Raw genomic sequence first — 24,018 nt, 5'->3', positions numbered from 1 at the left:
GGCGGAGCCGCCGAGCCTAGCGTCGGGATCATGGCTGACGTCGATCTCGTCCTCCCCTGCCTCAACGAGGTGGGCGCCCTGCCGTGGGTGCTGGCACGCATTCCCCCGGACTACCGTGCGATCGTCGTCGACAACGGTTCTACCGACGGCTCGGCCGAGTACGCGCGCGCGGCCGGTGCCACCGTCGTCACAGAGCCGATGAAGGGCTTCGGCGCCGCGGTGGCTGCGGGCGTGGCGGCGGCGACGGCCCCGGTCGTCGCGATCTGCGATGCGGATGCGTCGCTGGATCCGTCCGAGCTTCCCCGCCTCGTCGCGATGCTCGAGACCGGCGCCGACCTGGTGCTCGGCCGGCGCGTGCCGACTCATCGTCACGCGTGGCCCCTGCACGCGCGGGTGGCTAATGCGTTCCTCGCCCAACGCATCCACGCCGTCACCGGCGTCCGGATCACCGACATCGGGCCGATGCGAGTGGCCCGCACGGAGGCGCTCGCGGGGCTCCAGCTGCAGGATCGCCGCAGTGGCTACCCGCTGGAGATGGTGCTGCGCGCGGCCGACGCGGGCTGGCGCATCGTCGAGGCGGATGTCGCCTACTCGCCGCGCATCGGGCGCTCCAAGGTGACGGGGACGGTTCGGGGAACGATCACGGCGATTCGTGACATGAGCCGCATCCTCCGGGGAGCGACGGCATGACTGCCCTGGTCGTCATCGCCAAGGCGTGCATCCCCGGCAGGGTCAAGACCCGGCTGCACCCGCCCTTCACGCTCGAAGAGGCGGCGGAGATCGCGGCGGCGAGCCTCGCCGACACGCTCGAGACGGCAGCGACGTCGGCGGTCGATCGACGGATCCTGTTCTTCGATGGCGACCCCGAGGGCGACGGCACCGCCGCGCTTCAGACGGCATCGTTTCGCTCCACCGGTTTCGAGACGATCGCGCAGCCCCTCGGATCGCTGGATGAGCGGATCGCCGCGGTGTTCGACGTCCTCGACGAGCCGACATTGCTGATCGGGATGGATACGCCCCAGGTGACATCGTGGCACCTGCGCTGGCCGTCGTGGTCTGACGCGGTGCTCGGGCTGTCGGAGGACGGCGGGTTCTGGGCCCTGGGGATGCGTGAACCCCGCGGCGACCTCGTGCGCGGCATCCCGATGTCGCGCACCGATACCGGTGACCGCCAGCTTGCTGCGCTCCTCGGTGCCGGGCTCACCGTCGAGAGGCTCGACGTCCTGCGGGATGTGGACACGGCCGACGATGCCGAGTTCGTCGCGGCGCAGATCCCGTGGTCGCGGTTCGCCGGAGCGGTGTCTGCGGCATCGTCGAAAGTCGTCTCGTGAGCACGCTCGTCGCCTTCGGCGCCGGCGGCGACGAACCCTATGCCGTGCTGCTGGGCGACGCCGGGCGAGGTCGCCTCGCGCTGCGCAAGGTCGGCGCCGCCGAGAACACGGTGGAGGTGAATGTGGCGAGCTGGCGTGCTCCTGCCGACAGCGTCGACATCGCCGTGCTCGCGGGGCTGGAGGGACCGGTGCTCGATGTCGGCTGCGGACCGGGACGGATGGTCCGCGCCGCCGAGGAGCTCTCGATGCCGGCGCTCGGGATCGACATCTCGGCCGAGGCCGTCGCGCTCGCCGCCGCCGGCGGCACACCGATCCTGCAGCGCTCGGTATTCGACCGCCTTCCGCTCGAAGGCCAGTGGTCGACCGTCCTGCTGATGGACGGGAACATCGGGATCGGCGGCGACCCCCGTGCGCTGCTGCGGCGCTCCGGTGAGCTGCTGGCTCCGCACGGCTCGCTCGTCGTCGAAGTGGATGCTGATCCCGACCTGTTCGACTGCGCGATGTACACCGCCGTCGCCGAGGACGGACGCGTGAGTGCTCCTTTCCCCTGGGCACGCGCAGGGTCGGCCGCGGTCGTTCGCGAGGCGCCCTTCTGCGGGCTCGCGCTCGCCGATGCCTGGGCGGCAGGTGACCGCCGGTTCGTCGTGCTGCGGCTGCGGGCGGAAGTGCCCGTCAGGAGTTGACGTTGCTCGATGACGGACTGCGTGCGAGCACGACGTGCAGGGCGATGCCGGCCCCGGCGGCGATCACGAGGGCGCCGAGAAGGATCGCCAGGTTCAGCCCGTAGTCGAGAGGCAGGATGCTCGGATTGGCCGGTGAGCCGGCTGCCTTCCCGATGACCTCCGGCACGACCAGGAGCGCAGTGATCGCACCGATCGCGAGGGCACTCTGGGCGATGAGGATCGCCTTCAGCGGCATCCGCGATGTCGCTCGCCTCCCGGCGAGTGCCACGGCGAACACAGCCCCCGAGATCAGCAGGTCGTGGACGACGAGCGCGCCCACCAGCCACAGCAGGATCGCCGGATATTGCGCGGGAGGGATGTCGTTCGCCAGCACGATCCCGCCGATGACGCCGAGGAAGATCCCCGCGCCGATCAGGATGATGCGGGTATCGCTGATGGTCACCCACCGGCCAGAATGCCGGCGATGGCGCTCGCTCATCAGATCACCTCGATCCGGCTGAGCCATTTGGTCTGCAGCACTCCGGGGCGCCCCGGAGCGATGATCCGCGCCGGGTAGCCGTGGTCGATGTCGAGCTGCTCGCCGTACAGTTCGAGAGCGACGAGGGTCAACGGGTCGCGGACGAACTCCGGCTGCATCTCGCTGACGCCGTAGCTGCCCTCCTGCTGGAGGCTGACGATCCGCACATGGGCATCGGGCGCCGCGCCGACCGCGTCGAGCAGGTCGCTCAGACGCGGTCCGCGCCACGACGCATCCTGGCTCCAGCCCTCGACGCACGCGATCGGCAGGTCGACCGCGAACTGCGGCAGAGCGAGCAGCCGTGAGCGGGAGAAGACCTCGCGCACCTCGCCGTGGGTGACCGACAGCGTCCACTCGGGCGCGATCGCCGTCTCGAGCACGCCGGCCGACTGCGCGGTGCGGTTCACCGGCAGCGACTGCGGGCCGACGCCGCGCTTGCGGGGTGCGAAGACGTTGAGCGTATCCACGATCCCAAACGACTGCCCTGCGGTCGTGGCCACCACGACCGCGGCGGCCACCGCAACGGTCGTGAGGAATCCTCGCCGGGTCGCGCGCACCCCCGCCGAGGTGCGCGGGGCCGGAGTGCGGTCTATCCATGCGAACAGCCTGCCCACGAGCCCGCTCGCGGGCTTCTCCCCGGTGAGGCGCTGAAGCTCGTCCGGCACGTCGAGCTCAGCATCCGGATCGGCGTTCTGGACGATCAGAGCGTGCGTGTCGTCATCCGAGTCGCGCTTGCGCCAGTGCTTCGCGATCGTCGGCAACTTGATTCCGATATGGATCGCCAGCGACCCGATGATGACCCACGACAGCGCGAAGTGCGTGAGGCGGAAGTCGAAGCCGAACAGTGCGTACAGCTGGTACGTGTTGAGCAGGCCGATCGTGATCTGCACAAGGGATGCCGCGACGAACAGCGCGATCGACGCGCGTTCGAGCAGGTGGGGGAACGATCGGATAGGTGGATGCTGGAACAGCTCCGGGAAGATCGTGAACAGCTTGCCGAACAGCAGCGGGAGGCAGGCGATACCCGTGGTGATGTGGATGCCCTGCGTGAGCTGGTAGATCCACACGGGGCGCGTCGGAAACACCATCCACGGCAGGGGATCCTGCAGGAAGTGGCTGTAGAGCCCGGTCGCGAAGCACACGAGGAACGCGATCGCGAGCAGGCGCCCGATCACCACCGCCATGCGGGGAGTGCGCGCGGGCGACTCCACCGAGTGCCTCACCTGGTGCAGAATTCGCTGCAGCCTGGCGGAGAAGTACATCCGATCACCCCTCATCGGGGCGACTCTATGGCGGTGCTCGCGCGCAGATGGCGCTCAGATGTGACGAAGCGAGGACGTTCGAGCTTCGACGTTCGAGGATCGTAAGGTCTTCCCCGCGTTCTCCGGCGGCGCCGTCCCTAGCCTCGAAAAGTGATGACCGAGCTGCTGGCGCCTTCGCACGCTCGTTCGCGGATGGCGGGCGCGGTGCCGTGGATCGGGCTCGCCCTCGCGGCGGTGCTCATCGTCGCGGCCACGGTGTACCCGATGCTCGCGGGCCTGAACGTCTACGTGCAGGACTTCCCTCCGCTGCTCGCGAGCTGGTTGCCCCGCGTCGGGCCCGGCACGATCCCCGCGATCGCACTGGCGATCCTGGCTGCCCGCTACGCGATCGACCTCGCCGCGCGCGTGCGCTGGCGCGTGCTGCTGATCGGGTCGTTCGCCAGTTCGCTGATCTGGATGCTGAGCCTGGCAGCCGTCGACGGGGTCGCCGGGGTGGCGGGGCCGCTCGACACGCAGTACGAGTATCTGCGCACGGCACGGGCGGTGACCGATTTCGGTGCGGTGCTGCACGAGTACGTCACCCGGATCCCCGAGGGTGCGGTGGACAGCTGGCCCGTCCACATCGCGGGGCATCCGCCTGGCGCGCTCCTGTTCTTCGTGGTGCTCGTGCGCCTGGGGCTCGGCAGTGGCCTGGCCGCGGGTCTCGTCGTCGCAGTCATCGCGGCGACTACGCCTGCCGCCGTTTTGATCACGATGCGGCGGCTCGGTGCCGAGGCGGGGGCGCGCAGGGCGGTGCCGTTCTTCACGCTCGGTCCGGCGGCGATCTGGATGGCCGTGTCGGCAGACGCGATGTTCGAGGCCTTCGCCGCCTGGGGGCTCTGCGTGCTGGCGTGCGCGGCGACCAGCTCGGGCCGGGCCCGTGTCGCGGGTTACGCGGTGGCCGCAGGTCTCCTTCTCGGGTACTGCGTGATGCTGTCGTACGGGCTGCCGCTGCTGGGCGTGCTCGCGGTCGCGGTGCTCGTGCTCGCGCGTCGATGGACCCCGTTGCCGTGGGCTGTCGGCGGGGCGGCGGCGGTCGTGATCGCGTTCGCTGTGGGTGGATTCGCCTGGTGGCAGGCCTACCCGGCGCTCGTGAGTCGCTACTGGGAGGGAGTGGCATCGCAGCGCCCGACCGGATACTGGATCTGGGCGAACTTCGCCGCGGTCGCAATGAGTGCAGGACCGCTCTTCGGGGCAGGGCTGGCCGTCGCGGTGAGCCGCGTTCGCAGCATCCGCTCTGCACCCCGCGCAGACGTCGTGGTGATCGCGCTCGCCCTGTCTGCCCTGCTCAGCCTGGTGCTGGCCGACGCGTCGCTCATGAGCAAGGCCGAGGTCGAGCGCATCTGGCTGCCGTTCGTGCCGTGGCTCCTGCTCGGCACCGCCCTGCTGCCCGAAAAATGGCGTCGCTGGGGGTTCGCCGGTCAACTCGCCTTCGCACTCGTCGTGCAACACGCCCTGCTCACGCTGTGGTGAGGGGTTTCAGGACTGAAGGATGCCGGCGTCGACGGGGCTGAGCTTGCGAACCGGAGTCCATCGGCGCCCAGCGAGCCGTTCCGCCCGCAACTCCATCGTGGCATCCTGCGAATGCCGGGCGACCTGGACGAGCGCGTTCGCCAGATGCACTGCGCCTGCGCGGCGTGCGGCCTCATCGTCGGCGATCAATTCGACCAGGAGCGCGGTGGCGCGAAGCAGTTGCTTGCCTGCGCGTGAGGACGGGAGACACGTGCGATTGAGCTCGGCCAGGCGAAGGGCGAGATAGTGCCGACCGCGCAGATGCGCTCGCTCGTGTGCGACGACGGCCCGCAGCTGAGCGGGGGTGAGGATCGATCGCAGTTCGGTGGAGATGACGACCGCGGCGTCGCGCCCCGGAATCGCGCACGCGAATGCCTCATCGCTCCGACAGGTGAGCAGAACTGTGTGCCGATCGAGGCGTTCGCTGGTGTGCGGCAGAGTCAGAACGTCTCCGAAGGTGCGGCGTCCCGCGCCGATGATCTCATCCGAGCCGACCGCGATCACGACCAGTCCCGCGCCCAGGACACCCAGGGCGCACCAGCCCGCAATCGTCTGCACCACGGCCACCGCCGCGTCGGTCGCGTGCGGGGCGGACAGGGTGGCAGCCACCGCCAGTCCGATCGAGGTGAGCACGGCGAGGACGCCGAGAGCGAGCGCTGTGTGCCAGGCGGCCAGGGCCAACCGAGGGAATCGGATCTGCCACCGACCCGCAGTGAGCACGCGGGGCCCACCCCACCACGCCGCTATCGCGACGAGGAAACAGGCTCCGATCGCCATCATGACGAGGGGCGCTTCTTCGTCAAGGCGGATCGAAGCATCGCGACATCGTCCGCGTCCAGGGTTCCCGCGAACTTCAGCAGCGCGGCACGGCGGTCATCGATGCCGTCCAGCGCCCGGTGCATCGAATCGCTCGCGTTGTCCGCTGCGGACAAGCGGGCAGCGAACCTCACCTTCCGCGGAGACTCGGCGTGGCGGGTGACCTCACCTTTGTCGATCAGGCGCTCGAGCGCGGTCAGGATGGTCGTATACGCGGGCGTCGGCTCTGTGAACGCGGCTTGGATCTCCGCAGCTCCGACGGGCTCCGCGTGCTGTCGAAGGATCGAGAGGACCTCGCCTTCCAGCTCTCCACGCCCTCGGGTTCGCGTTCCGCTCATCGGTGACCTCCTTGCGCAATTCTACTCACCGCGGAGTTGCGGTATTCAGCCCACCTCGACAGTAATCCACAGCATGTAGAATTCTCGGGGGTAGTCGACCAGCGACTGGAGTGGAGGGTGCGCATGGCCGTGACCGAAGCCGGCTACGCCGTTCGCACGTGACAGCCAGCGCCGCCACCGAGCTGGCGGCCTATACACACCGCCGTATCCGGCGATCGCCGACCGCCATCGTCATCACCACCACGCTGGTCATCACCCTGGCATTCGGTGTCCCGGTCGTCTTCGCCGCCCTCCTCGGCGACACCGGATATTCGATGCTCCTGCGCGGCTACCCCGGCTCGGCGACGGCGCTGCTGTCCACGACGCTGCGCGCGATCGCCGACGCCGCATCATGGATCACGATCGGGTCTGTCGTCGTCGCGATCGGCATTCTCGCGCCACCGCGCAGAGAGCCTCTCGAGGTGTTCGCCGGAATCGAGCTGCGAGTCCTGCGGTACTCGCTTCTGGTCTGGATGCTGGCTGCGGCAATGCTCGTGCCGGTGGACGCCGCCGACGCGAATGGTTTGAGTATCGTGCGCCTCGCCGAGCCTGGCGCGCTCGGCTATCTCGTCGAGGCCGCCGACGTGCCGAAAGCCTGGATCTTCGTCTTCTCCTTGACCGCGGTCGCATCGATGATCGCGCTCTTCACGCAACGGTGGGTGACGCTACTGCCCATCGCGCTGCTGGCGGCCCTGGCCAGCCTGGCTCCCGTGGTAGTCCATCAGGTGCAGGTCGGCGCCGACCACGACTTCGGGTCCGACGCCGCGATCTTCCAGACCCTCGCGGCTGGCGTCCTCTTCGGCTCCGTCGTCATGCTCGCTTCTCGTGCCGCGACAGGCCGACTGCTGCGCCCTCAGGCGGTGACTCGAGCCGGATGGCTGATCGCCGTTGCATGGGGGGTGATCGCAGCATCCGACGTCATCCTCACCGCGTTCAAACTTGCCGGGCCTGTGGAAGGAAACCCCACCATTCCCCTCGTCGTGGCCCGGAGCGGAGTGATCGTCGTGAGCGGCGTCGTGATCGCGGCGTTCTGGATGCGGCGACGCACGTGGACAGACCGCCGCATCGTCGCGACCTTCGGCGTGCTGAGTGTGCTCGGGGCCGCGTATCTCGGTCTCTCCGTGGCCATGACCCGGGTGCCGCCGCCGCAGTACTTCGTCGACACGAGCATTTCGCAGGTCTTCTTCGGCTACGACATCACGAACATCCCGCCCACCCTGGTGACCATGCTCACGCACTTTCGGCCCAACATCTTCTTCCTCGTGCTGTCGGTACTCGGCGTGGGCGTCTATCTGGCGGCGGTGATCCGGCTGCGCCGGCGCGGCGATGCGTGGCCGATGGGGCGAACGGTCGCATGGGTGCTGGGGTGGGTGGTGGTCGTCATCGCCACCAGCTCGGCGCTCGGACAGTACGCGGGCGCCCAATTCGGCACGCACATGATCGTCCATATGAGCCTCAACATGCTCGCCCCGGTCCTGCTCGTTCTCGGTGGGGTCATCACCCTGCTGCTCCGGGCTACGAGACCGCACTCGCTTGCGGAAGCGGCTGGGCCCCACGAGTGGATCACCGCCGCGCTGCAGTGGCCCGGGACCCGCTTCATCTACAACCCGATCCTGGTGTTCATCCTCTACATCGGCTCGTACTACGCCTTGTACCTGTCTCCGCTGTTCGAGACGATCATGCGGTATCACTGGGCGCACCAGGCGATGAACATCCACTTCCTCGTCATCGGATACCTCTTCTATGGTCTCGTCATCGGCGTCGACCGCCCGCCTCGCCCGCTCCCGGCGATCGGCAAGCTCGGGTTCGTACTCGCCGCGATGCCTTTCCACGCGTTCTTCGGCATCATCCTGATGACCGCCACCGTGCCCATCGCCGACAACTTCTATCGCACCCTCGACTTCCCATGGATGGGCGACCTGTTGATCCAGCAGTATCTCGGCGGAGGTGTCGCATGGGCGGGCGGCGAACTGCCCCTTCTCATCGTCGTCACCGCGCTCGGCGTGCAATGGGCCCGACAGGATCAGCGCGAAGCCACACGCAAAGACCGCCACCTCGACTCCGGCGTCGACGACGAGTTCGACGCCTACAACCGGATGCTGGAAGACCTGGCCGACCGATCAGCCCGCGGCAACGGCCCCGTCCTCACCCCAGGACCCTCGAAGGACACGCCATGAGCACCACCGCGCCACCCCAGACCTCGACCCCCTCGATCGAGCTCAACATCTCAGGTATGAGCTGCGCGGCGTGCGCCGGCCGGGTGGAGCGCGCCCTGAACCGAATCGACGGGGTGGAGGCGGTCGTGAACTACGCCACCGAACGCGCCGTCGTGAGAGGGCTCGAGCCATCACGCGAAGTCGAGGCAGTCGAGGCCGTGAGTCGCGCCGGGTACGGCGCCGAAGTGCGGGTGGACGCCGCCGACGAATGGACCAAGCGAAGCAACGAGACGCGCATCACCAGTCTCCGCCGCAGACTGATCGTCGCCGCACTCCTCACCATCCCGCTGATGGATATCACGCTGATCCTCGCCCTCGTCCCGGGTTGGCGGTTCCCGCACTGGGAGCTTCTCTGCATTGCGCTGGCCCTGCCGATCGTCACGTGGTGCGCGTGGCCTTTCCACCGCGCCACGATCCGCAACCTCCGCTATGGCGCAGTCAGCATGGACACCCTCGTCTCCCTCGGCATCGCAGCCTCCTTCGGGTGGGCGGTGGTGACGGTCCTCGTCGGATCGGATGCCGCCGGCTACTGGATCGGATATGGGCCGACGCCTCCGGGCGCCAACGCCATCTACCTCGACGTCGCCGCAGGCATGACCACCTTCCAGCTCGCCGGCAGGTACTTCGAGGCCCGCTCCCGCCGCAAAGCAGGCGACGTCCTGGACGCGCTCGCCGCTCTCGCACCCTCGACAGCCCGCGTTCGGCGAGAAGCCGCCGACGTTGTCGTTCCCATCGAAGAAGTGCGAATCGGAGACACCGTCGTCGTCCTCCCCGGCGAGACGCTGCCGGTGGATGGCGAGGTCACCGACGGCTGGGCAGCGGTAGACACGAGCGCGATGACCGGCGAGCCGGTGCCGCGTGAGACCGGGCCCGGCAAGCCAGTGATGGCCGGCACCGTCAGCACGAACGGTCGCCTCGTGATCCTCGTCTCAGCGGCCGGTACCCGAACCCAGCTGGCGCAGCTCGCAGCCCTCGCCGAGCGCGCACAGGAATCCAAAGCACGCATCCAGTCGCTCGTCGACCGCGTCGTGCAGTGGTTCGTTCCCAGCATCGTCGTGCTCGCCATCGCCGTGACGGCCGGGTGGCTCGTGGCCGGAGCTTCACCTTCGCATGCGATCTCGATCGGGGTCGCGGTCCTCATCATCGCCTGCCCGTGTGCGCTGGGCCTGGCCACACCCACCGCGCTCATGGTCGGTGTCGGCCGCGGCGCGCAGCTCGGCATCCTCATCAAAGGCCAAGGTGCATTGGAGGCGTCCGGGCGCATCGACACCGTCGTGCTGGACAAGACCGGCACCCTCACCTACGGAGCGATGCGCGTCGTCGAGCAGACCATCGAAGACGCCATCGATCTGCACGACGCCCTCCGCGCCTCCGGTGCACTCGAATCGGGCTCGCCCCACCCCATCGCCACCGCGATCGTCGAGCACGTGCGGACTGTCGTTCACGACCTCCCTGAGGTGAGGGACTTCCGGGTGCTGCCGGGGCTCGGCGTCGAAGGAGTGATCGCGGGCGCGAAGGTCGCCATCGGCGGTCCACGGCTTGCGACCCACCTCGCGGTCGACACCTCCCCGTATCTTCAGGCCGCGGTCGACAGGGCTCGGGCTACGGGAGCGTCACCGATCGTGCTCATCCACACCGGAAGGGTCGTCGCGGTGTTCGCCGTCGAGGATCGTGTCCGCCCGAGCGCCGCCAGGGCGATCACAGCCCTGAAGCGTCTCGGCATGCGCACCATCCTTCTCACCGGCGACGACGACACAGAAGCACAACGCGTTGCCGCCGCTGTCGGTCTCGACGAAGTGCGCTCACAAGTGACCCCCGTCGAAAAGGCGCACGTCATCACCGAGCTTCAGGCGGCAGGCCATCGGGTCGCGATGGTCGGCGACGGCATCAACGACGCCGCAGCCCTCGCCAGTGCCGACCTCGGGATGGCCATCGTCAGCGGCACCGATGTTGCACTCAAATCCGCCGACATCATCCTCGTCCGCGACGACCTCACCGTCGTGCCCGACGCCATCGGACTCTCCCGGAGAACATTGGGCACCATCCGTGGAAACCTGATCTGGGCCTTCGGCTACAACATCGCCGCCATCCCGCTTGCCGCTGCTGGTCTGCTCAACCCCCTGATCGCGGCGGCTGCGATGTCGCTGTCATCGGTATTCGTCGTCTGGAACAGTCTCCGCCTGCGCAACTTCGCGCGCATGTCTTCTGAGGGCTCAGAGCTCGACGACAACCAGGAGCAGACCGGCGGCTGAAGCGAGAACGACGGGCAGGGTCCTTGCCTGTGCCGCTGGTTGCGGGGTAGCGATTCAGCCCAGTGTCGCGACGTGCACCGGTGGCCGCAGGCCGATCCAGGGTTGCGCGCGCTCCAGCTGCGCGGAGAGGTTGAGCAGTGTGCTCTCGTCGCCGAACCGGCCGACCAACTGCGAGCCGATGGGCAGTCCCTCATCGTTGATGTACAGCGGCAGGGATGCCGCCGGGTGGCCCGTGATGTTGAAGACGCCGGTGAACGGCGAGTAGGCGTCGCCGGAGAACTCGTCCCAGTACTGCTCGAGGTCGGTCGGATCGACGCCGAGGCCGCCGATCCTCGCGGTGGGCCTGCTGAGCACGGGCGTCAGCAGCACGTCCCAGTCTTCGAAGAACGCTCCGATGGCGCGCTGCGTCGTGCCGTACGCCGCGATGCTCCACAAATACTCATCGAGGGTTCGGGATGCCCCTTCCTGCACCGCAAGAACGTTGAGCGGCTCGAGCGAGGAGGAGAGATCGCGTCCCGTGACCCCTGCGAAATAGCGCATGCCCGCGCTGAAGTTCGAGAACGCCTCGATCCGGATCGCGCGACGGTACGCGTCCCAATCGAAGACCGGCGCCGCCTCGTCGACCACGTGGCCGAGGTCGGCGCACAGGGCGGCCGTCGCCCGCACAGCCGCCACACAATCCGGGTGCACCTCTGCGCCGCTGTAGGTATGGGTCATCACGGCGATCCGCAGCTTCTTCACCGGGTTCGACAACTCGTCGACATAGGGGCGTCGGGGCGGCGGAGCCCAGTTCGGGGCGCCCACATCGGGTCCGTGCACGCTGTCGAGGATCGCGGCCGAGTCGCGCACCGTGCGCGACACGACGAATTCGCTGCCCCGGCCGCCTTGGGTCTCGCCCGCGTCCGGCCCCGATGGGGTGCGTTGGCGCGTGAGTTTGAGACCGAAAAGACCGCAGTTCGACGCCGGCACACGGATGGAGCCGATGCCATCGTTCGCGTGCGCCACCGCAACGACGCCCGCCGCCACGGACGCCGCCGATCCACCGCTGGATCCTCCGGGCGTGTGGTCGAGGCTCCACGGATTGCGGGTGACGCCGGTGAGCGCCGATTCGCAGTTGAGCTGAGCACCGAATTCCGCCGTCGTCGTGCGCGCTACGGTCAGGAATCCGCTCGTTCGGAACCGACTCATCAGGTTGTGGTCGCGCTTCGAGACGTTTCCGACCATCAGCCGGCTGCCGGCTTCATTGGGCGCGCCCGCCATCTCCAGGCTCAGGTCTTTGACCAGAAACGGAACTCCCGAGAAGGGCGCATCCGGGTTGCGGTATCTGAGCTCGTCCCGCGCTGTGTCGCGGAGGTCGTGGGCGACGACGTTGAGGAGGGGATGGACCGCGTCGAGGGCGTCGAGCGCAGCATCCAGCACCTCTTCGTCGCCGACCTCGCCCGATCTGATAGCGGCCGCGAGCCCCACCGCGTCGAAGGAGGAGTACTCGTCGAGTCTCATGCAGCGATCGACGCGCCCGCCGACCGGCGCGCGGCGGCTTCGACGGCAGCGTTGTAGGTGCCGAACAGCTGCCGAGCGAGGGCCGTGATCTCCGGGGGAGCGGTCTTCGCCGACCCTGCGTTGTATGGCGGCTGGGGGTCGTATTCCATGAGCAGCTGGTTGAGCTGAGCGATCTCCGCCCCGCGCAGCGCCGCGAGGAGCGTCAGCCCGAAATCGATGCCCGCGGTCACGCCGCCACCCGAGAAGCGGTTGCCGTCGACGACCACGCGCTCCTGCACCGGAGTCACACCCTCGAACAGGGCGAGAGCTTCGTGCGAGGCCCAGTGGGTGGTCGCGCGGTAGCCGTTGAGCAGGCCTGCCGCGCCGAGCACGAGAGAGCCGGAGCAGACCGCCGTGACCCACTTCGCGGTCTCGGCCTTATCGCGCAGGAACTGCAGCAACTCGGGATCTTCCATGGCCTCCAATGCGCCGCGGCCGCCCGGCACGAAGAGCACGTCCAGGTCGTCGGGCACCTCGTCGTAGGTGGTCGTGGGCAGGATCGAGAGACCCGATTCGCCCAGGATCGGATCCAGCGTGCGCGCCACGATGTACGTGTCGGATGTCGTGGAGAACACCGCCTGCGGCCCGACGAGGTCGAGCACGGTCAGGTCAGGATAGGCGATCATGGCGATCTTCAGGCGGGGGAAATCTCCGGCGATGTCCAGGCTGATCTCTTCGGACGCCGTGCCGGCGTCGGGCGCCGTGCCGGCGCCATCCACCCCGGTCATGCGCGTGTCCCGGTGACGACGGACTTGGGAAGCTTGCCCGCCTTCGAGAAACCGCTGAACGAGTCGCCTGCCACGGTGACTTCGAAGTCGAGGTTGAGCCGCATCGGCTTGGTGACCGACTGGGTCCAGGTGAGAACGACGCTGCCGTCCGGTTGCTCCGCGGCGACGAGATCGCGCATCTCGGCGACATCGCCCTTGCTCGCGGCGGTGCCGTGCAGGCCGCCATCCGCTTCGGTGAAAGTGAAGACGGCATCGACGCCGCCGATCGGTGTTTTCATTCGGGTATTCCAGTTTCCGATGACAGACATCATTCTCCTCGGGGTCTCAGAGTCAGGGACGGGATCAGACTGCGGTGGCGAGCTGGCGGTCGGTGTACCAGGCGGTGCCCCGACGCTCGTACTCGAAGAGCTTCTCGACGGCGTAGGCCGCGTTCGGGCCGAATTCTCGGGTCGCCAGGTGCAGACCGAGGTCCAGGCCCGAGGTCACTCCGCCGCCGGAGACGAAGTCTCCGTCATCGACGACTCGTCCGCGTACGACGTTGACGCCGGCCGCTTCGAGTACGTCATTGCCGAGGGTGTGGGTCACGGCCGTGCGACCTTCGATGATGCCGGCCATGCCGAGCACGAGCGACCCGCCGCAGACGGTGGCGACGACCACCTCGGGGTTGTCGAGTGCCTGCTGCACGAGCGGGATGATGGCACTTTCGGACGCCCGGGCGAGCACCACCGGAATCGTGTCGACCTCGTCGGGGTCACCGTCGACGGGGCCGGCGGCTCCGGGGATGATGACATACCCCGGCTTGTTCGGGTCGAGGGTGGATGTGGCGGGAAGCGGGATGCCGCGCACGCCGCTCACGAACGAGCGGGGTTCGCCGGCGCACACCAGTTCGACGACGAGATCTGAACCGACCTCATCCGCGGCCGCCGCCAGCACCTCGAACGGCGCAATGACATCCAGCGGGTCGAATCCATCGAACAGAACGATCTGTGCGTACCTCACGCGGGCCTCCATTGGCGATAACTGACGAGTCAACCTCAGCATCATCCTGCAGCGATGCTGACACAAGTGGCAATAAAGACGATCTAAGATCTATTTTTGCCAAACGCTGAAAGGGCCTAGTATTCAGGCATGCACAACGTCGCTGTCGTTGCTTACCCCGGTTTGCTGTTGTTCGATCTTGCCACCCCGCTGGAGATCTTCGGCCGGGTGAGGTTGCCCGATGGTCGACCGGCGTATCGCGTCGACGTGGTCGGAACCCCTGGCGCGATCGGGGCCGCCGGCATCCAGCTGACCGTGCCGAAGGGCCTCGATCACCTGGCGTTCGCCGACACGATCATCGTGCCGGGCGTGGCCGACCCCGAAGCGCCCGTTCCCGAGGGGCTGCTCACTGCGTTGCGGGATGCTGCGGCCAGCGGCACCCGCATCGCGTCGATCTGCGTGGGGGCGTTCACTCTCGCCGCTGCCGGCCTTCTCGACGGGCAGCGCGCGACGACCCACTGGATCGCGACCGACATCTTCCGCCGCCGCTACCCGGCGGTCGACCTCGATCCGAGCGTCCTCTTCGTCGACAACGGGCAGATCCTCACCTCCGCCGGGGCCAGCGCAGGAATCGATCTCTGCCTGCACATGGTGCGGTCGGACTTCGGCGCCGCGGTGGCGGCGGATGCGGCGCGCTCCGCAGTGGTCGCTCTGCAGCGCGAGGGTGGCCAGGCGCAGTACATCCTGGCGCGACCCGTCGCCGAGAGCTCCACACCGCTGTCCGAGTTGGTGTCGTGGATGGAAGAGAACGCGCATACCGACATCACTCTCGACCAGATCGCCGATCGGGCGGCCGTGAGCGTGCGGACGCTCAACCGCCGGTTCCACGACTACTTCGGCACGACGCCGATGAGGTGGCTGACCGAGACCCGGGTGCGTCGGGCGCAGGAGCTGCTCGAGACGACGGGCTACCCGATCGATCGGGTAGCCCGTCAGTCCGGGTTTCCTTCGACGGCCTACTTCCGCATCCAGTTCAAGCGCGCCACCGGTGTGACGCCGCAGACGTATCGTCGCTCTTTCCGGACGCATGCCGCGGCCTGATCTCAGTCGTCGAATCGGCGGATGAACTCGAGCAGCAGGTCGTGATAGATCTCGCGACCCGCGAAAGAGTTGTGCACCTGGTGGCCCGCATCGTAGACCTTGTGCAATTCGATATCCGGGTGGCTTCGGGCGATCACGGCGGCATCCTCGGTGGGGAACGCAGCGCCCCCCTCGTCTCCCGCGGCGAGCACCAGGGCGGGCACGAGTAGAGGGGACGTCGTGTCGATTCCCTGCGACATCGACGAGTCGATCGCAGCTTCCATCGTTCCCCGGTCGCGCTTGATCGTCGACAGGGCGAGACCTCGAAGGCCGTCAGGCTGAAGGACGTCTGCCATCGTGAGGTCTGGCCCGGCCGGATTGCGGCCGAGTTCTTCGGTGGCCTCGTCGAGGGTGAGTCCACGCGCCGCCCAGCTCTTCTCCTGCTCGATCGTGCCGCGCAGAATCTCGGGCAGCGGTCCTTGGTAGGTCTTCTCGATGAAGACGATGGGATCCTCCAAGAAGACCCCGCGGACCAGATCCGGGCGCCGCTGCGCGATCCGCCAGGCGACCATTCCGCCCAGCGAGAATCCGGCGAGCACCGCCGGGCGACCCACCAGCTCCTCCAGAACGCGCACGGCATCATCGAAGTAGAAGGGGAGCGTGTAGGTGCCGTCCTTGCGTCCGGAGTCTCCGTGTCCGCGGTGGTCGACCCGGTACACCCGGCGGCCCTCGAGGTCGGGCAGCAACCAGTCGTAGGTGACGCTGCTGGAGCCGACCCCGTGCAGCAGGACGACCGGCACACCGGCATCCGGTCCTGTGATGTGCACGACGATCGGGGTGCCGTCCTCAGCGAGGACGGTGGCTCGCTCGTCGGTGGCTCGCTCGTCGGTCGCTCGTTCGTCAGTCATCGGTGTGTGCGCCTTCTGCGGGGGCATCGAAGAATCCGGCCGGCTCGATGGTCTCCCAGTGCTCGGCGATGAGACCGTTGTCGACGCGGAAGATCTCCATGATCCCGTCCCATCCGTCGGTGCTCGCCCGGCGACCCGAGCTGTAGACCACGACCCGATCGCCGTCCACCAGCACCTGGTGCAGTTCGATCTCGGTGCCGGGGGAGTTGACGGTGGACTGCTGGACCATCGCGATCAGCGAACCGAGATCTCCGCCCGGCACGGTGGTGGCGTGGTCACGGTAGTCGGCTGCGTACAGCGCGGTGACTTCCGATTCGTCGGCACCGCCGATGAGCGCGTCGTAGCCGTCGAGTACGACCTGGACGGTCGCGCGGTCTTCGCTGGACCAGTTGCGGTTCTCTAGGGAGCCCGCAGGCAGCGGGATGATTCGGGGCATTCTTTCCTCCTTGGGTTGGGCGATCAGCCGAGGTAGACCTTCACGAGCAGGTCGGGGTCATCGAGCAGTGCGGCGGCGGCACCTTGATAGCCGACTTGGCCGCCGGAGATCACGACGGCGTCGTCGGATATGGCCAGGGCGTGCTGGGCGAACTGCTCGACGAGGAGAACCCCGACGCCCGAGCGCGCGACCTGCTGCACGATCGGGAGCAGGCGCAGGAACACGACGGGAGCGAGCCCCAGTGACATCTCGTCGATCAGCAGCACGCGGGGCCGGGCGGCGAGGGCTCGCGCGAGCACCACCATCTGCTGTTCGCCGCCCGACAGCACGCCCGCCTGGACGCTGAGTCGCTTGGCCAGTTCGGGGAAGGATGCGAGCGCGCTGTCGACGTCGGCGGCGGAGCGCGCGGCGATCCCCACGTTCTCGCGCACGGTCAGGGTGGGGAACACCGCTCGGCCCTGCTCGACGTGCACGAGCCCGGCTGCGGCGCGTCGGCGGCGCGACATCTTGGTGATGTCGACTCCGTCCAGCACGATCGATCCGGAATGAACCGGCACCACTCCCGAGACGGCCTCCAGCAGGCTCGTCTTTCCCGCACCGTTGGGCCCGACGAGCGCCGTGACCGAGCCGGCCGTGACGGAGAGCGACACTCCCGAGACAACTGGTCCCATGCCACGGTCGACCTGGATGTCGGCGAGGACGAGATCCGTCCCGACGTTGGTCACAGTGTTCATCACAGCGACTGGACCTCTCCCATGTACGCCTCGAGGACCTCTTGGCTGCGGAGGACGCTCTCGGGGTCTCCGGCTGCGATCACTCGTCCGAAGTCGAGCACCACGATCGTGTCGCACACCGAGCGCACGAGGTCGAGATCGTGTTCGATCAGGAGGATCGACACTCCGAAGCGAGCGGGGATGCGGCGCAGCCGCTCGCCGAAACGCACGTGCTCTTCGTGCGAGAAGCCGGCGGCCGGTTCGTCGAGCATGAGCACGCGCGGTTTCGACGAGATGTGTGCGACGACCTCGATCAGGCGGCGTGTGCCCACATCCGAATCGGCGAGCCGCGACTCGGGCGGCGGGCAGTCGAACTCACGCAGCAGATCGGCGATCTCGGCGCTCGTGCTGCCCGACCGGGCGACGAAGGCGACATAGCCTCCGACCGTCATGTCCGACGGCACGCGCGCCTGCTGGAAGGTGCGCCGCAGTCCCCCGCGCGCTCGGCGGTTCGGCGGGGTTCCGTCCAGGGATCGACCGGCCAGCTGCACCGTCCCCTCGTGGTTCGCGAGGAACCCCGACACGGCATCGACGAGCGTCGACTTGCCCGCACCGTTCGGACCGATCAGTCCGACGATCCGTCCCGAAGGCACATCGAGGTCGACATGATCGAGAGCCGTGACGGTGCCGTAGGTGACGGTGAGCCCGCGCACCTCGAGCAGCGGTTCGTCGAGCGCGACATCGCTGTGCTGTGCGGGCGGCGCGGGATCGACGGCGGGTGCCGGGCGCTGCGGATCAGCGGCCGAAGTCCGGGTGAGGGATCGCCGACGACGACGTCGAGCGATTCCGTCGCGGATCTGCTGGCCGAGCGTCGAGTTGGTCGCGAGCGCCTGGATGCCGGTGATACCAAAGATGACCAGCCCCCAGTCCTGCGAGATCCCGAATCGCTTGAGAAGCTCGGGGATCGCGACCATCACGATGCCCGCCAACAGCGCCATCTCGCCGAACTGGGTGCCGACGATGATCGAGAGGAGATAGAAGGCGAGCGACTGCATGGTGCTGAAGCTCGCCGGGTACGCTCCGCCGATCTGACCGACGAGCAGCCCGCCGCTGAGCCCCCCGATGGCGGCGCTGAGGGCGAAGGCGAGCAGCTTGAGCCCCGCCACGCTCGCGCCGGCAGCGGCGACGGCGCGCTCGGAGAAGGCGACCGTGCGCCATCCGGTTCCGGTCTTTCCGCGTTGGAGTACGTGCATCACGGCAGCGAGGACGAGGAAGACCACCAGGCAGAAGAACAGATAGTTGCGATCGGTCAGGACGAGCGACGGCCTCTGCACCTGCAGCATCGTGCTCGACCCGGGAAACTGGAACTTGACGATCGTGACGTCGACCGCCGCAGCGAACCCCAGCGTCACGACTGCCAGGTTGACTCCTCGGAGGCGAAGCGCGGGCAGGCCGATGAGCAGCCCACCTGCACCCGCTACGACCGTGCCGGCCACCAGCCAGAGGAACAGGCCGCCGGGAGCGCCGATCGAGTTGAGTGCGGTGACGGTCCATGCGCCCATTGCGGCGAACGACAGCTGGCACAGCGCGATCATGCCCGCACTGCCCGTGACGATTCCGAGGCCCAGCAGGGATATCGCGCTCACGATTGCCGTGATCCCGAGGAACACGAAGTAGTTCGGCAGCACGAGGCTCACGATCCAGCCCGCGGCGATGGCGATCAGCACGATCGCAATGCCGGACAGAGCCCGGGGACGGCGCCGAGGTTCAGCGTGCAGCATCCCACACCACCTTTCTCTGGTTCCACAGCAGGAGGAGCACGATGACCACGAGCGGGAGCCATTCGCCCAGGAGGAACAGATCGGCGTACTGGGCGATCGCGCCCTGCAGCATGCCGAGCAGCAGCCCACTCGCAAGGGCGACGTCCAACCGGCGGAATCCGCCCAGGAGCGCCGCAGCCGCGGCATTGATGACGAGCATCGAGAGCGAGAAGGCGTCGCTGGTCTGCGCGGGAGCGACGATCATGATGGCGATCGACACGACGAGGCCGCTGAGCAGCCACACCGACTGCGTGACCAGTCCGACGCGGATGCCGACGAGTTCGGCCGTGACGGGGCGATCGGCCACGGCGCGCAGGCGAATGCCGATGCGGGTCCGGTCCAGAATCAGCTTGGCTGCCACCGCCACACCCACCGCCATCACGATCATGACGATCGTGATGTTGCCGATGATCACCCCACCGACTTCGCACGCGGGTCCTGACACCAACACGGTGAACGAGAGGGGATCGGTTCCGAAGATGATGTACGACAGCGTCAGCAACGTGAGGAGCGCAGCCACCGTCACGGCCGACCGGGCGCTCGTGGTCGCTTCGGGCAGCCAGGTCGAGATGACCAGGCCGATGACCCCGGAAAGCGCGGTGCCGACGGCGATTCCGATGATGATGGCGGGTACGTCGGGCATGCCCAGACGAGCCAGCCCGGCCGCGAGGAAGGCGCCGAACATTCCGACGACGGCCTGAGCGAAGTTGATGACTCGCACCAGCCGAGCCATCAGAGTCAGGCACACGGCGATCACGGCGTAGACGCCGCCGATGGCGAGCCCGGCCAGTGCTCCTTGTAGCATCGCGTTCCTCTCTGCTCGATGGGCGTGGTGGCGGAGCGGGCGACCGGGGGCGGGATACGCCCCCGGTCGTGTGCTCACTTGAGGTGGAGCCAGTCCTCGGAGACGTTGGTCCATGTGGGCGAGCCGGGCTCGAGCTTCACAGCCCACCCCGAGTCGTTCGAGTTGTGCGCGTCACCGGGGCCGAAGATGAACGGCGAACCCACCATGGAGTCCTCGATACCGTCCTTCTGCTCGAGGAAGGCCTTGGCGACGCTCTCCTTGGTGATGTCGCCGTCGATCGTCTTGAGCATCTCGGTGAAGTAGTGCGCTGCGACGTAGCCGGCCTGAGCGAACCCCGTCAGCGGAACGTTGTGCGTGGTCATCACCCTTTTCCACTCGGCGGTGCGGTCGCCATCGACGTCGATGTAGGGCGCGTACTCGGCGACGATGTAGACGCCGTTTCCGGTGTCGGGAGCCGCGGCGGCGAAGTCATCCGTGTAGGAGGAGGTGAACAGCAGGTAGGTGAAGTCGACGTTCTGCGCCTTCGCGGCGTTCATGATGGAAACCGCGAGGGGTGTCTGGCCGTTGAAGAAGAAGGTGTCGCATCCCGCTTCTTTCGCCTTGATCACGTACGGCGTGAAGTCGGGCGCGCCGTAGGGGATGAAGTCGAGGCTCGTGAACGTGTGACCGGTGTCGGCTGTCCACTGCGCGAACGTCTTCTCGAACGCAGCCTGGGCGCCGCCGCCGACGCCGAGGACGCCGCAGATGCTTTTCAGTCCGAGCTCGTCAGCGAGGTCGAGGGTCAGGCGCGCGCCCTTGAAGGGACCGGGGTTGGTGGGCGCGATGTGCGAGCTCGTGAAGCAGACCTCGTCGGCTCCCGCCCCGGGAATGTTCACGATTCCGGACTGGGCGTAGTAGGCGCCGTTCACCGCGCAGTCGACGTTGCTGAAACCTCCGACGATGGCGACCGCGCCCTGATTCTCCACCGCGTCTCGCGCCGCGGACGACGCGGTTGCGGGGTCGGTCTTGTCGTCGACGACCTGGAAATCGATCGTCCGTCCGTTGAAGCCGCCGGCGGCGTTGTACTCGTCGAAGTACGCCTTGGCGGCCAGCTCGGAGTCTTCGACGACGACGGGTCCGCTCAGGCTGTTCAACGACGACACGACGATGGGCGCCGTGGAATCTCCGCTGCCCGACGTGCCTGAAGCGGAGCAGCCCGCGACCAGGAGCGTGAGGGATGCTGCCGCGGCCGCTGCCGCGATGATGCGTGTCATGTGGTGCGTGCGCATGGTGCTCTCCTTGACTGTGAGGGGATGGTGCGGATCAGCCCCGGGTCGGGGATGATGCTGCGACCCGCAGGTCGCGGTAGAACTCCTGATCGGTCCACCGGGGGATCGGGATGCCGAAGTCGCGCTCGATCTCCAGCAGCACGCGGCGCATCTCGGCGGCGTTCCACTGGTTCTCGTTGCGGCGGGTGTTCACGAGCTTCAGATCGCCCACCAGATCCGGGTGGTAGTCGTGCTTGAGGCGCTCGACGGCTTCCGCGTTCTCGCCGTAGAGGGTGGCGCGGATGTCGGCGACGATCAGCTGGGTGAACTCGTCGAAGTTCTGGTAGCCGTTGTCGGTGGTGTGCATGATCCCGACGGTGTAGAAGTTCTCGAGCTCCGGCAGGAACGTCGACAGGTGGGTGCGCGGGCGACCGTTGTGGTACGTGACCAGACCATCCGCGAGGAACGGGATCTCGATGTCGTAGCCCGTTGCGAGCACGATCACGTCGATCTCCTCAACCGACCCGTCGCGGAAGGTGACCTGGTTTCCAGAGATCGATTCGACGTCGGGCTTCCAGGCGAGCCGGTTGTGCGCGAGGAAGTGCAGCACCGTGTTGCTGACGATCGGATGCGTCGCGGTCAGGGCGTGGTCGGGCGCGGGCAGGCCGTACCGGGTGATGTCACCGATCAGGGTGAGCAGCAGCGCGATGCGGTCATCCTCGGAGTGCACCTGGTTGAAAGGGAACACGTCGGGAAGCGGCTCGGTGCCGTCGATGTAGTCGGGCGTCGGCACGCCGAAGAAGTTCTTCGGCAGCACCCAGTAGCCGCGCCGCGTCGACAGGAACGCCTTGTCGGCAGCAACGGCGGCATCGGAGGCGATGTCGACTCCGGAGTTGCCGGCTCCCACGATGAGCACGCGCTTGCCGTGGAACTCGTCGAGCGACCGGTAGTCGCGCGAGTGGATGGCGCGACCGGTGAAGGTCTCGAGGCCGGCGATCTCGGGCACGAATGCCGACCACTCGTGGCCGCCGGCGTAGATCACGCCGCGGTAGTCCCGCACTTCTCCGGATCGCAGGGTCACGCGCCAGAATGTGCCGCCGTCGGTCGTGAGCGGCTCAGCGGCGGTCACCTCGGTCTCGAACTGCACGTGCTCGATGAGCCCGTAGTCCGCCGCCATCGCGTGGATGTAGTCGCGGATCTGCGACCACGTGGGGAAGTCCGGGTACTCCTCCGGCATCGGGTAGCCGATGAAACCGCCGCGCTTCTTGCTGGCGATGAAGTTGCACGACTCGTACATGGGAGAGCCGGGCTGGTCGATGTTCCAGATCCCGCCGACCTCGGTGTAGCGCTCGAGGATGTCGAACTGGATGCCGGCGCGCAGGAACGACCGTCCGGCGATGAGCCCGGCCGGCCCTGCGCCGATGATGCAGTAGCGGGTCGGCAGCTCCGAGGGAGCGTAGGTGGAATCGATGGCCATCATGTCGTCTTTCCGAGGGGTTTCAGCGCGCGTCCAGGCAGAAGCGCAGGGAGTTGATGAGAGTCAGTGCGCCGTCGCTGGCGCCGAGGGTGGCGGGGAAGGCGGTGGTGACGTACGCGATCGAGACCCTGCGGGCGGGGTCGATCGCCACGGCCGAGCCGCCGGCGCCCTCGTGTCCGAACGAGCCCGCCCCGAGGAGCGGGAACTGCGCATGCGGCAGCTCCACCCCGAGGCCGAACCGCGTCCCGTGATGCATCAGCGCGTCGGTGCCACCGCTGTGTTCGAGGGTGATGTTCGCCACGACCGAGTCGTCGAGCAGTCGCACGCCGTCGACGGGTCCTACCGTCGCGGCGAACACGCGGCTCAAAGCTCGCGCCGAGGACACACCCGACATCGACGGCCATCCGGCGCCGATGACCCGGGGGTCGGTGAAGAAGGCGGGGGGATCGGCGGCGACCGCGGCGAAACTGCCATCCGGGATCGCCGCTCCGCTCTCCTGCGCGTTCGCCTCGGCAGGCGTGAGAGCCGACGGGGTGAACCGCAGCGGCGCAACCCGCGCGAGCTCTGACTGCGGCGCCCCGAACCAGAACTCTGCGCTGACCGGGGTGGTGAGGTGCTCGTCGACATACTGGGCGACTGTGGTCCCGAGCGCGTTGCGGAAGACGCCGTCGACGAGAGCGCCGAAGGTGAACGCGCCGTAGCCGAGGCGGGTGCCGGGAGTCCAGAGCGGATCCTCGGTCGCGACCGCCTCGTCGAGGCCGCCGCTGAGAAGCTCGTCGAGCGAGAGCGGCCGGCTGATCGCCGAGATTCCCGACGTGTGAGAGAGAATCATCCGCGTCGTGATCGCCGCGGTTGCCGCACGGTCGAAGGCCGGCCAGAAATCGGCCAGCGGACGATCGATGTCGAGGCGTCCCGCCGAGACCGCGTGTGCCGCCGCAACGGCGACGAGGGCTTTGGAGACCGAGAAGACCTGAACGAGCGAACCGGGTCCGACTTCTCCGCCCACGAGATCGACGACGAGTTCACCGTCGACGTGAACCGCGAGCCCGGCGCCACCACGACCCTGTCGCGCGATGCTTCGCGCGAATGCGTCGGCGACTTCCGCGAAGTCGCCGTGAGCATGCCCCTGGACGGTGACGACAGCGGGTGAAGCGGGTTCGGTCACGGTCATAGCTCCTTCGCTAGGGGCGCAGATTGTGCGCTTGTGGAGAGACTAGGTTTCGGGTTGGGGGGCGCAGTCTCGGATTCGCGTACATCCCTATCGAGAGTGCGCACGGTCTCC

At 67.8% G+C, this 24,018-nt stretch carries 23 protein-coding genes; 7 read left to right on the top strand and 16 right to left on the bottom strand.

Going from position 1 to position 24,018, the window contains the following annotated elements; all coding sequences use genetic code 11:
- The first annotated feature begins 30 nt into the window (after positions 1-30).
- Genes ACFE6Z_RS09415 through ACFE6Z_RS09405 form a run of 3 tightly spaced genes read left to right on the top strand, consistent with a single transcriptional unit; the run spans position 31 to position 2,014 of the window.
- Positions 31-690 (top strand): glycosyltransferase family 2 protein, encoded by a 660-nt coding sequence (locus ACFE6Z_RS09415; RefSeq protein WP_375385478.1) that lies wholly within the window; start codon positions 31-33, stop codon positions 688-690.
- Positions 687-1,331 (top strand): DUF2064 domain-containing protein, encoded by a 645-nt coding sequence (locus ACFE6Z_RS09410; RefSeq protein ID WP_375385477.1) that lies wholly within the window; start codon positions 687-689, stop codon positions 1,329-1,331. Before ACFE6Z_RS09415 ends, ACFE6Z_RS09410 begins: the two co-directional genes overlap by 4 nt.
- Positions 1,328-2,014 carry a methyltransferase domain-containing protein gene (locus ACFE6Z_RS09405; protein WP_375385476.1) on the top strand — a complete coding sequence of 229 codons (687 nt, stop codon included), beginning with the start codon at positions 1,328-1,330 and terminating at the stop codon, positions 2,012-2,014. The genes ACFE6Z_RS09410 and ACFE6Z_RS09405 overlap by 4 nt, the downstream gene beginning before the upstream one ends.
- On the opposite strand, the gene ACFE6Z_RS09400 is transcribed toward ACFE6Z_RS09405, so the two are convergent.
- Positions 2,004-2,456 carry a hypothetical protein gene (locus ACFE6Z_RS09400; protein WP_375385475.1) on the bottom strand — a complete coding sequence of 151 codons (453 nt, stop codon included), beginning with the start codon at positions 2,454-2,456 and terminating at the stop codon, positions 2,004-2,006. The genes ACFE6Z_RS09405 and ACFE6Z_RS09400 overlap by 11 nt on opposite strands.
- A gap of 35 nt (positions 2,457-2,491) precedes the next feature.
- Positions 2,492-3,808, bottom strand: coding sequence for a molybdopterin-dependent oxidoreductase (locus tag ACFE6Z_RS09395; RefSeq protein ID WP_375385474.1), 1,317 nt, complete (start codon positions 3,806-3,808; stop codon positions 2,492-2,494).
- Between the two features lie 138 nt (positions 3,809-3,946).
- Between ACFE6Z_RS09395 and ACFE6Z_RS09390 the strand changes: the two genes are divergently transcribed.
- Complete coding sequence (locus ACFE6Z_RS09390; protein ID WP_375385473.1) at positions 3,947-5,305, top strand: hypothetical protein; 1,359 nt, start codon at positions 3,947-3,949, stop codon at positions 5,303-5,305.
- A 6-nt stretch (positions 5,306-5,311) separates the two neighbouring features.
- Here ACFE6Z_RS09390 and ACFE6Z_RS09385 read toward each other — a convergent pair whose 3' ends face one another.
- Together ACFE6Z_RS09385 and ACFE6Z_RS09380 are read right to left on the bottom strand one after the other, a co-directional pair.
- Positions 5,312-6,124 (bottom strand): M56 family metallopeptidase, encoded by an 813-nt coding sequence (locus ACFE6Z_RS09385; RefSeq protein WP_375385472.1) that lies wholly within the window; start codon positions 6,122-6,124, stop codon positions 5,312-5,314.
- Positions 6,121-6,498 carry a BlaI/MecI/CopY family transcriptional regulator gene (locus ACFE6Z_RS09380; RefSeq protein WP_375385471.1) on the bottom strand — a complete coding sequence of 126 codons (378 nt, stop codon included), beginning with the start codon at positions 6,496-6,498 and terminating at the stop codon, positions 6,121-6,123. The genes ACFE6Z_RS09385 and ACFE6Z_RS09380 overlap by 4 nt, the downstream gene beginning before the upstream one ends.
- 158 nt (positions 6,499-6,656) lie before the next feature.
- Between ACFE6Z_RS09380 and ACFE6Z_RS09375 the strand changes: the two genes are divergently transcribed.
- Entirely contained in the window at positions 6,657-8,714 is a 2,058-nt protein-coding gene (locus ACFE6Z_RS09375) for a cytochrome c oxidase assembly protein (RefSeq protein ID WP_375385470.1), read from the top strand.
- Positions 8,711-11,005, top strand: coding sequence for a heavy metal translocating P-type ATPase (locus ACFE6Z_RS09370; protein WP_375385469.1), 2,295 nt, complete (start codon positions 8,711-8,713; stop codon positions 11,003-11,005). The genes ACFE6Z_RS09375 and ACFE6Z_RS09370 overlap by 4 nt, the downstream gene beginning before the upstream one ends.
- Positions 11,006-11,059: 54 nt before the next feature.
- On the opposite strand, the gene ACFE6Z_RS09365 is transcribed toward ACFE6Z_RS09370, so the two are convergent.
- From ACFE6Z_RS09365 to ACFE6Z_RS09350, 4 genes are all read right to left on the bottom strand, one after another.
- The gene (locus ACFE6Z_RS09365) at positions 11,060-12,505 is read right to left on the bottom strand and encodes an amidase (protein WP_375385468.1); all 1,446 of its coding nucleotides are present in this window, start codon (positions 12,503-12,505) and stop codon (positions 11,060-11,062) included.
- A complete protein-coding gene (locus ACFE6Z_RS09360) occupies positions 12,502-13,272 on the bottom strand; it encodes a DJ-1/PfpI family protein (protein WP_375385467.1) in 771 nt (256 codons plus the stop codon). Before ACFE6Z_RS09360 ends, ACFE6Z_RS09365 begins: the two co-directional genes overlap by 4 nt.
- Positions 13,269-13,550 carry a hypothetical protein gene (locus tag ACFE6Z_RS09355; protein WP_375385466.1) on the bottom strand — a complete coding sequence of 94 codons (282 nt, stop codon included), beginning with the start codon at positions 13,548-13,550 and terminating at the stop codon, positions 13,269-13,271. Before ACFE6Z_RS09355 ends, ACFE6Z_RS09360 begins: the two co-directional genes overlap by 4 nt.
- 64 nt (positions 13,551-13,614) lie before the next feature.
- Positions 13,615-14,271 carry a DJ-1/PfpI family protein gene (locus tag ACFE6Z_RS09350; protein WP_375385465.1) on the bottom strand — a complete coding sequence of 219 codons (657 nt, stop codon included), beginning with the start codon at positions 14,269-14,271 and terminating at the stop codon, positions 13,615-13,617.
- A gap of 129 nt (positions 14,272-14,400) precedes the next feature.
- Between ACFE6Z_RS09350 and ACFE6Z_RS09345 the strand changes: the two genes are divergently transcribed.
- Positions 14,401-15,351, top strand: a complete 951-nt coding sequence (locus tag ACFE6Z_RS09345; protein WP_375385464.1) for a GlxA family transcriptional regulator — start codon at positions 14,401-14,403, stop codon at positions 15,349-15,351.
- A 2-nt stretch (positions 15,352-15,353) separates the two neighbouring features.
- Here ACFE6Z_RS09345 and ACFE6Z_RS09340 read toward each other — a convergent pair whose 3' ends face one another.
- The 8 genes from ACFE6Z_RS09340 to ACFE6Z_RS09305 all read right to left on the bottom strand — a co-directional run bounded on the left by ACFE6Z_RS09340 (position 15,354) and on the right by ACFE6Z_RS09305 (position 23,901).
- The gene (locus ACFE6Z_RS09340) at positions 15,354-16,238 is read right to left on the bottom strand and encodes an alpha/beta fold hydrolase (protein ID WP_375385463.1); all 885 of its coding nucleotides are present in this window, start codon (positions 16,236-16,238) and stop codon (positions 15,354-15,356) included.
- Positions 16,231-16,674, bottom strand: a complete 444-nt coding sequence (locus ACFE6Z_RS09335; protein WP_375385462.1) for a nuclear transport factor 2 family protein — start codon at positions 16,672-16,674, stop codon at positions 16,231-16,233. Before ACFE6Z_RS09335 ends, ACFE6Z_RS09340 begins: the two co-directional genes overlap by 8 nt.
- A gap of 23 nt (positions 16,675-16,697) precedes the next feature.
- Positions 16,698-17,408, bottom strand: coding sequence for an ABC transporter ATP-binding protein (locus ACFE6Z_RS09330; protein ID WP_375385461.1), 711 nt, complete (start codon positions 17,406-17,408; stop codon positions 16,698-16,700).
- Positions 17,408-19,168, bottom strand: a complete 1,761-nt coding sequence (locus tag ACFE6Z_RS09325) for an ATP-binding cassette domain-containing protein (RefSeq protein WP_375385460.1) — start codon at positions 19,166-19,168, stop codon at positions 17,408-17,410. The genes ACFE6Z_RS09330 and ACFE6Z_RS09325 overlap by 1 nt, the downstream gene beginning before the upstream one ends.
- Positions 19,155-20,012, bottom strand: a complete 858-nt coding sequence (locus ACFE6Z_RS09320; protein WP_375385459.1) for a branched-chain amino acid ABC transporter permease — start codon at positions 20,010-20,012, stop codon at positions 19,155-19,157. Before ACFE6Z_RS09320 ends, ACFE6Z_RS09325 begins: the two co-directional genes overlap by 14 nt.
- A 74-nt stretch (positions 20,013-20,086) precedes the next feature.
- Complete coding sequence (locus ACFE6Z_RS09315; RefSeq protein ID WP_375385458.1) at positions 20,087-21,280, bottom strand: ABC transporter substrate-binding protein; 1,194 nt, start codon at positions 21,278-21,280, stop codon at positions 20,087-20,089.
- A 34-nt stretch (positions 21,281-21,314) separates the two neighbouring features.
- The gene (locus tag ACFE6Z_RS09310; RefSeq protein ID WP_375385457.1) at positions 21,315-22,736 is read right to left on the bottom strand and encodes a flavin-containing monooxygenase; all 1,422 of its coding nucleotides are present in this window, start codon (positions 22,734-22,736) and stop codon (positions 21,315-21,317) included.
- 22 nt (positions 22,737-22,758) lie between these two features.
- On the bottom strand, positions 22,759-23,901 hold the full coding sequence (locus ACFE6Z_RS09305; protein WP_375385456.1) for a serine hydrolase domain-containing protein: 1,143 nt from the start codon (positions 23,899-23,901) through the stop codon (positions 22,759-22,761).
- Between the last annotated feature and the right edge of the window lie 117 nt (positions 23,902-24,018).

The organism is uncultured Microbacterium sp. (genome assembly GCF_964244775.1).
Lineage (GTDB): Bacteria > Actinomycetota > Actinomycetes > Actinomycetales > Microbacteriaceae > Microbacterium.
Note: the sequence above shows the minus strand (reverse complement) of the source record. Positions and strands in the feature narration are given on the sequence as shown.

What these genes read in the sequence shown, in the direction of transcription:
- ACFE6Z_RS09315 (WP_375385458.1), bottom strand. Translation starts at nt 21,280, where the DNA reads ATGCGCACGCACCACATGACACGCATCATCGCGGCAGCGGCCGCGGCA.
- ACFE6Z_RS09345 (WP_375385464.1), top strand. Translation starts at nt 14,401, where the DNA reads ATGCACAACGTCGCTGTCGTTGCTTACCCCGGTTTGCTGTTGTTCGAT.
- ACFE6Z_RS09340 (WP_375385463.1), bottom strand. Translation starts at nt 16,238, where the DNA reads ATGACTGACGAACGAGCGACCGACGAGCGAGCCACCGACGAGCGAGCC.
- ACFE6Z_RS09410 (WP_375385477.1), top strand. Translation starts at nt 687, where the DNA reads ATGACTGCCCTGGTCGTCATCGCCAAGGCGTGCATCCCCGGCAGGGTC.
- ACFE6Z_RS09415 (WP_375385478.1), top strand. Translation starts at nt 31, where the DNA reads ATGGCTGACGTCGATCTCGTCCTCCCCTGCCTCAACGAGGTGGGCGCC.
- ACFE6Z_RS09325 (WP_375385460.1), bottom strand. Translation starts at nt 19,168, where the DNA reads ATGCTGCACGCTGAACCTCGGCGCCGTCCCCGGGCTCTGTCCGGCATT.
- ACFE6Z_RS09335 (WP_375385462.1), bottom strand. Translation starts at nt 16,674, where the DNA reads ATGCCCCGAATCATCCCGCTGCCTGCGGGCTCCCTAGAGAACCGCAAC.
- ACFE6Z_RS09320 (WP_375385459.1), bottom strand. Translation starts at nt 20,012, where the DNA reads ATGCTACAAGGAGCACTGGCCGGGCTCGCCATCGGCGGCGTCTACGCC.
- ACFE6Z_RS09355 (WP_375385466.1), bottom strand. Translation starts at nt 13,550, where the DNA reads ATGAAAACACCGATCGGCGGCGTCGATGCCGTCTTCACTTTCACCGAA.
- ACFE6Z_RS09360 (WP_375385467.1), bottom strand. Translation starts at nt 13,272, where the DNA reads ATGACCGGGGTGGATGGCGCCGGCACGGCGCCCGACGCCGGCACGGCG.
- ACFE6Z_RS09310 (WP_375385457.1), bottom strand. Translation starts at nt 22,736, where the DNA reads ATGGCCATCGATTCCACCTACGCTCCCTCGGAGCTGCCGACCCGCTAC.
- ACFE6Z_RS09330 (WP_375385461.1), bottom strand. Translation starts at nt 17,408, where the DNA reads ATGAACACTGTGACCAACGTCGGGACGGATCTCGTCCTCGCCGACATC.
- ACFE6Z_RS09380 (WP_375385471.1), bottom strand. Translation starts at nt 6,498, where the DNA reads ATGAGCGGAACGCGAACCCGAGGGCGTGGAGAGCTGGAAGGCGAGGTC.
- ACFE6Z_RS09370 (WP_375385469.1), top strand. Translation starts at nt 8,711, where the DNA reads ATGAGCACCACCGCGCCACCCCAGACCTCGACCCCCTCGATCGAGCTC.
- ACFE6Z_RS09385 (WP_375385472.1), bottom strand. Translation starts at nt 6,124, where the DNA reads ATGATGGCGATCGGAGCCTGTTTCCTCGTCGCGATAGCGGCGTGGTGG.
- ACFE6Z_RS09390 (WP_375385473.1), top strand. Translation starts at nt 3,947, where the DNA reads ATGACCGAGCTGCTGGCGCCTTCGCACGCTCGTTCGCGGATGGCGGGC.
- ACFE6Z_RS09365 (WP_375385468.1), bottom strand. Translation starts at nt 12,505, where the DNA reads ATGAGACTCGACGAGTACTCCTCCTTCGACGCGGTGGGGCTCGCGGCC.
- ACFE6Z_RS09395 (WP_375385474.1), bottom strand. Translation starts at nt 3,808, where the DNA reads ATGAGGGGTGATCGGATGTACTTCTCCGCCAGGCTGCAGCGAATTCTG.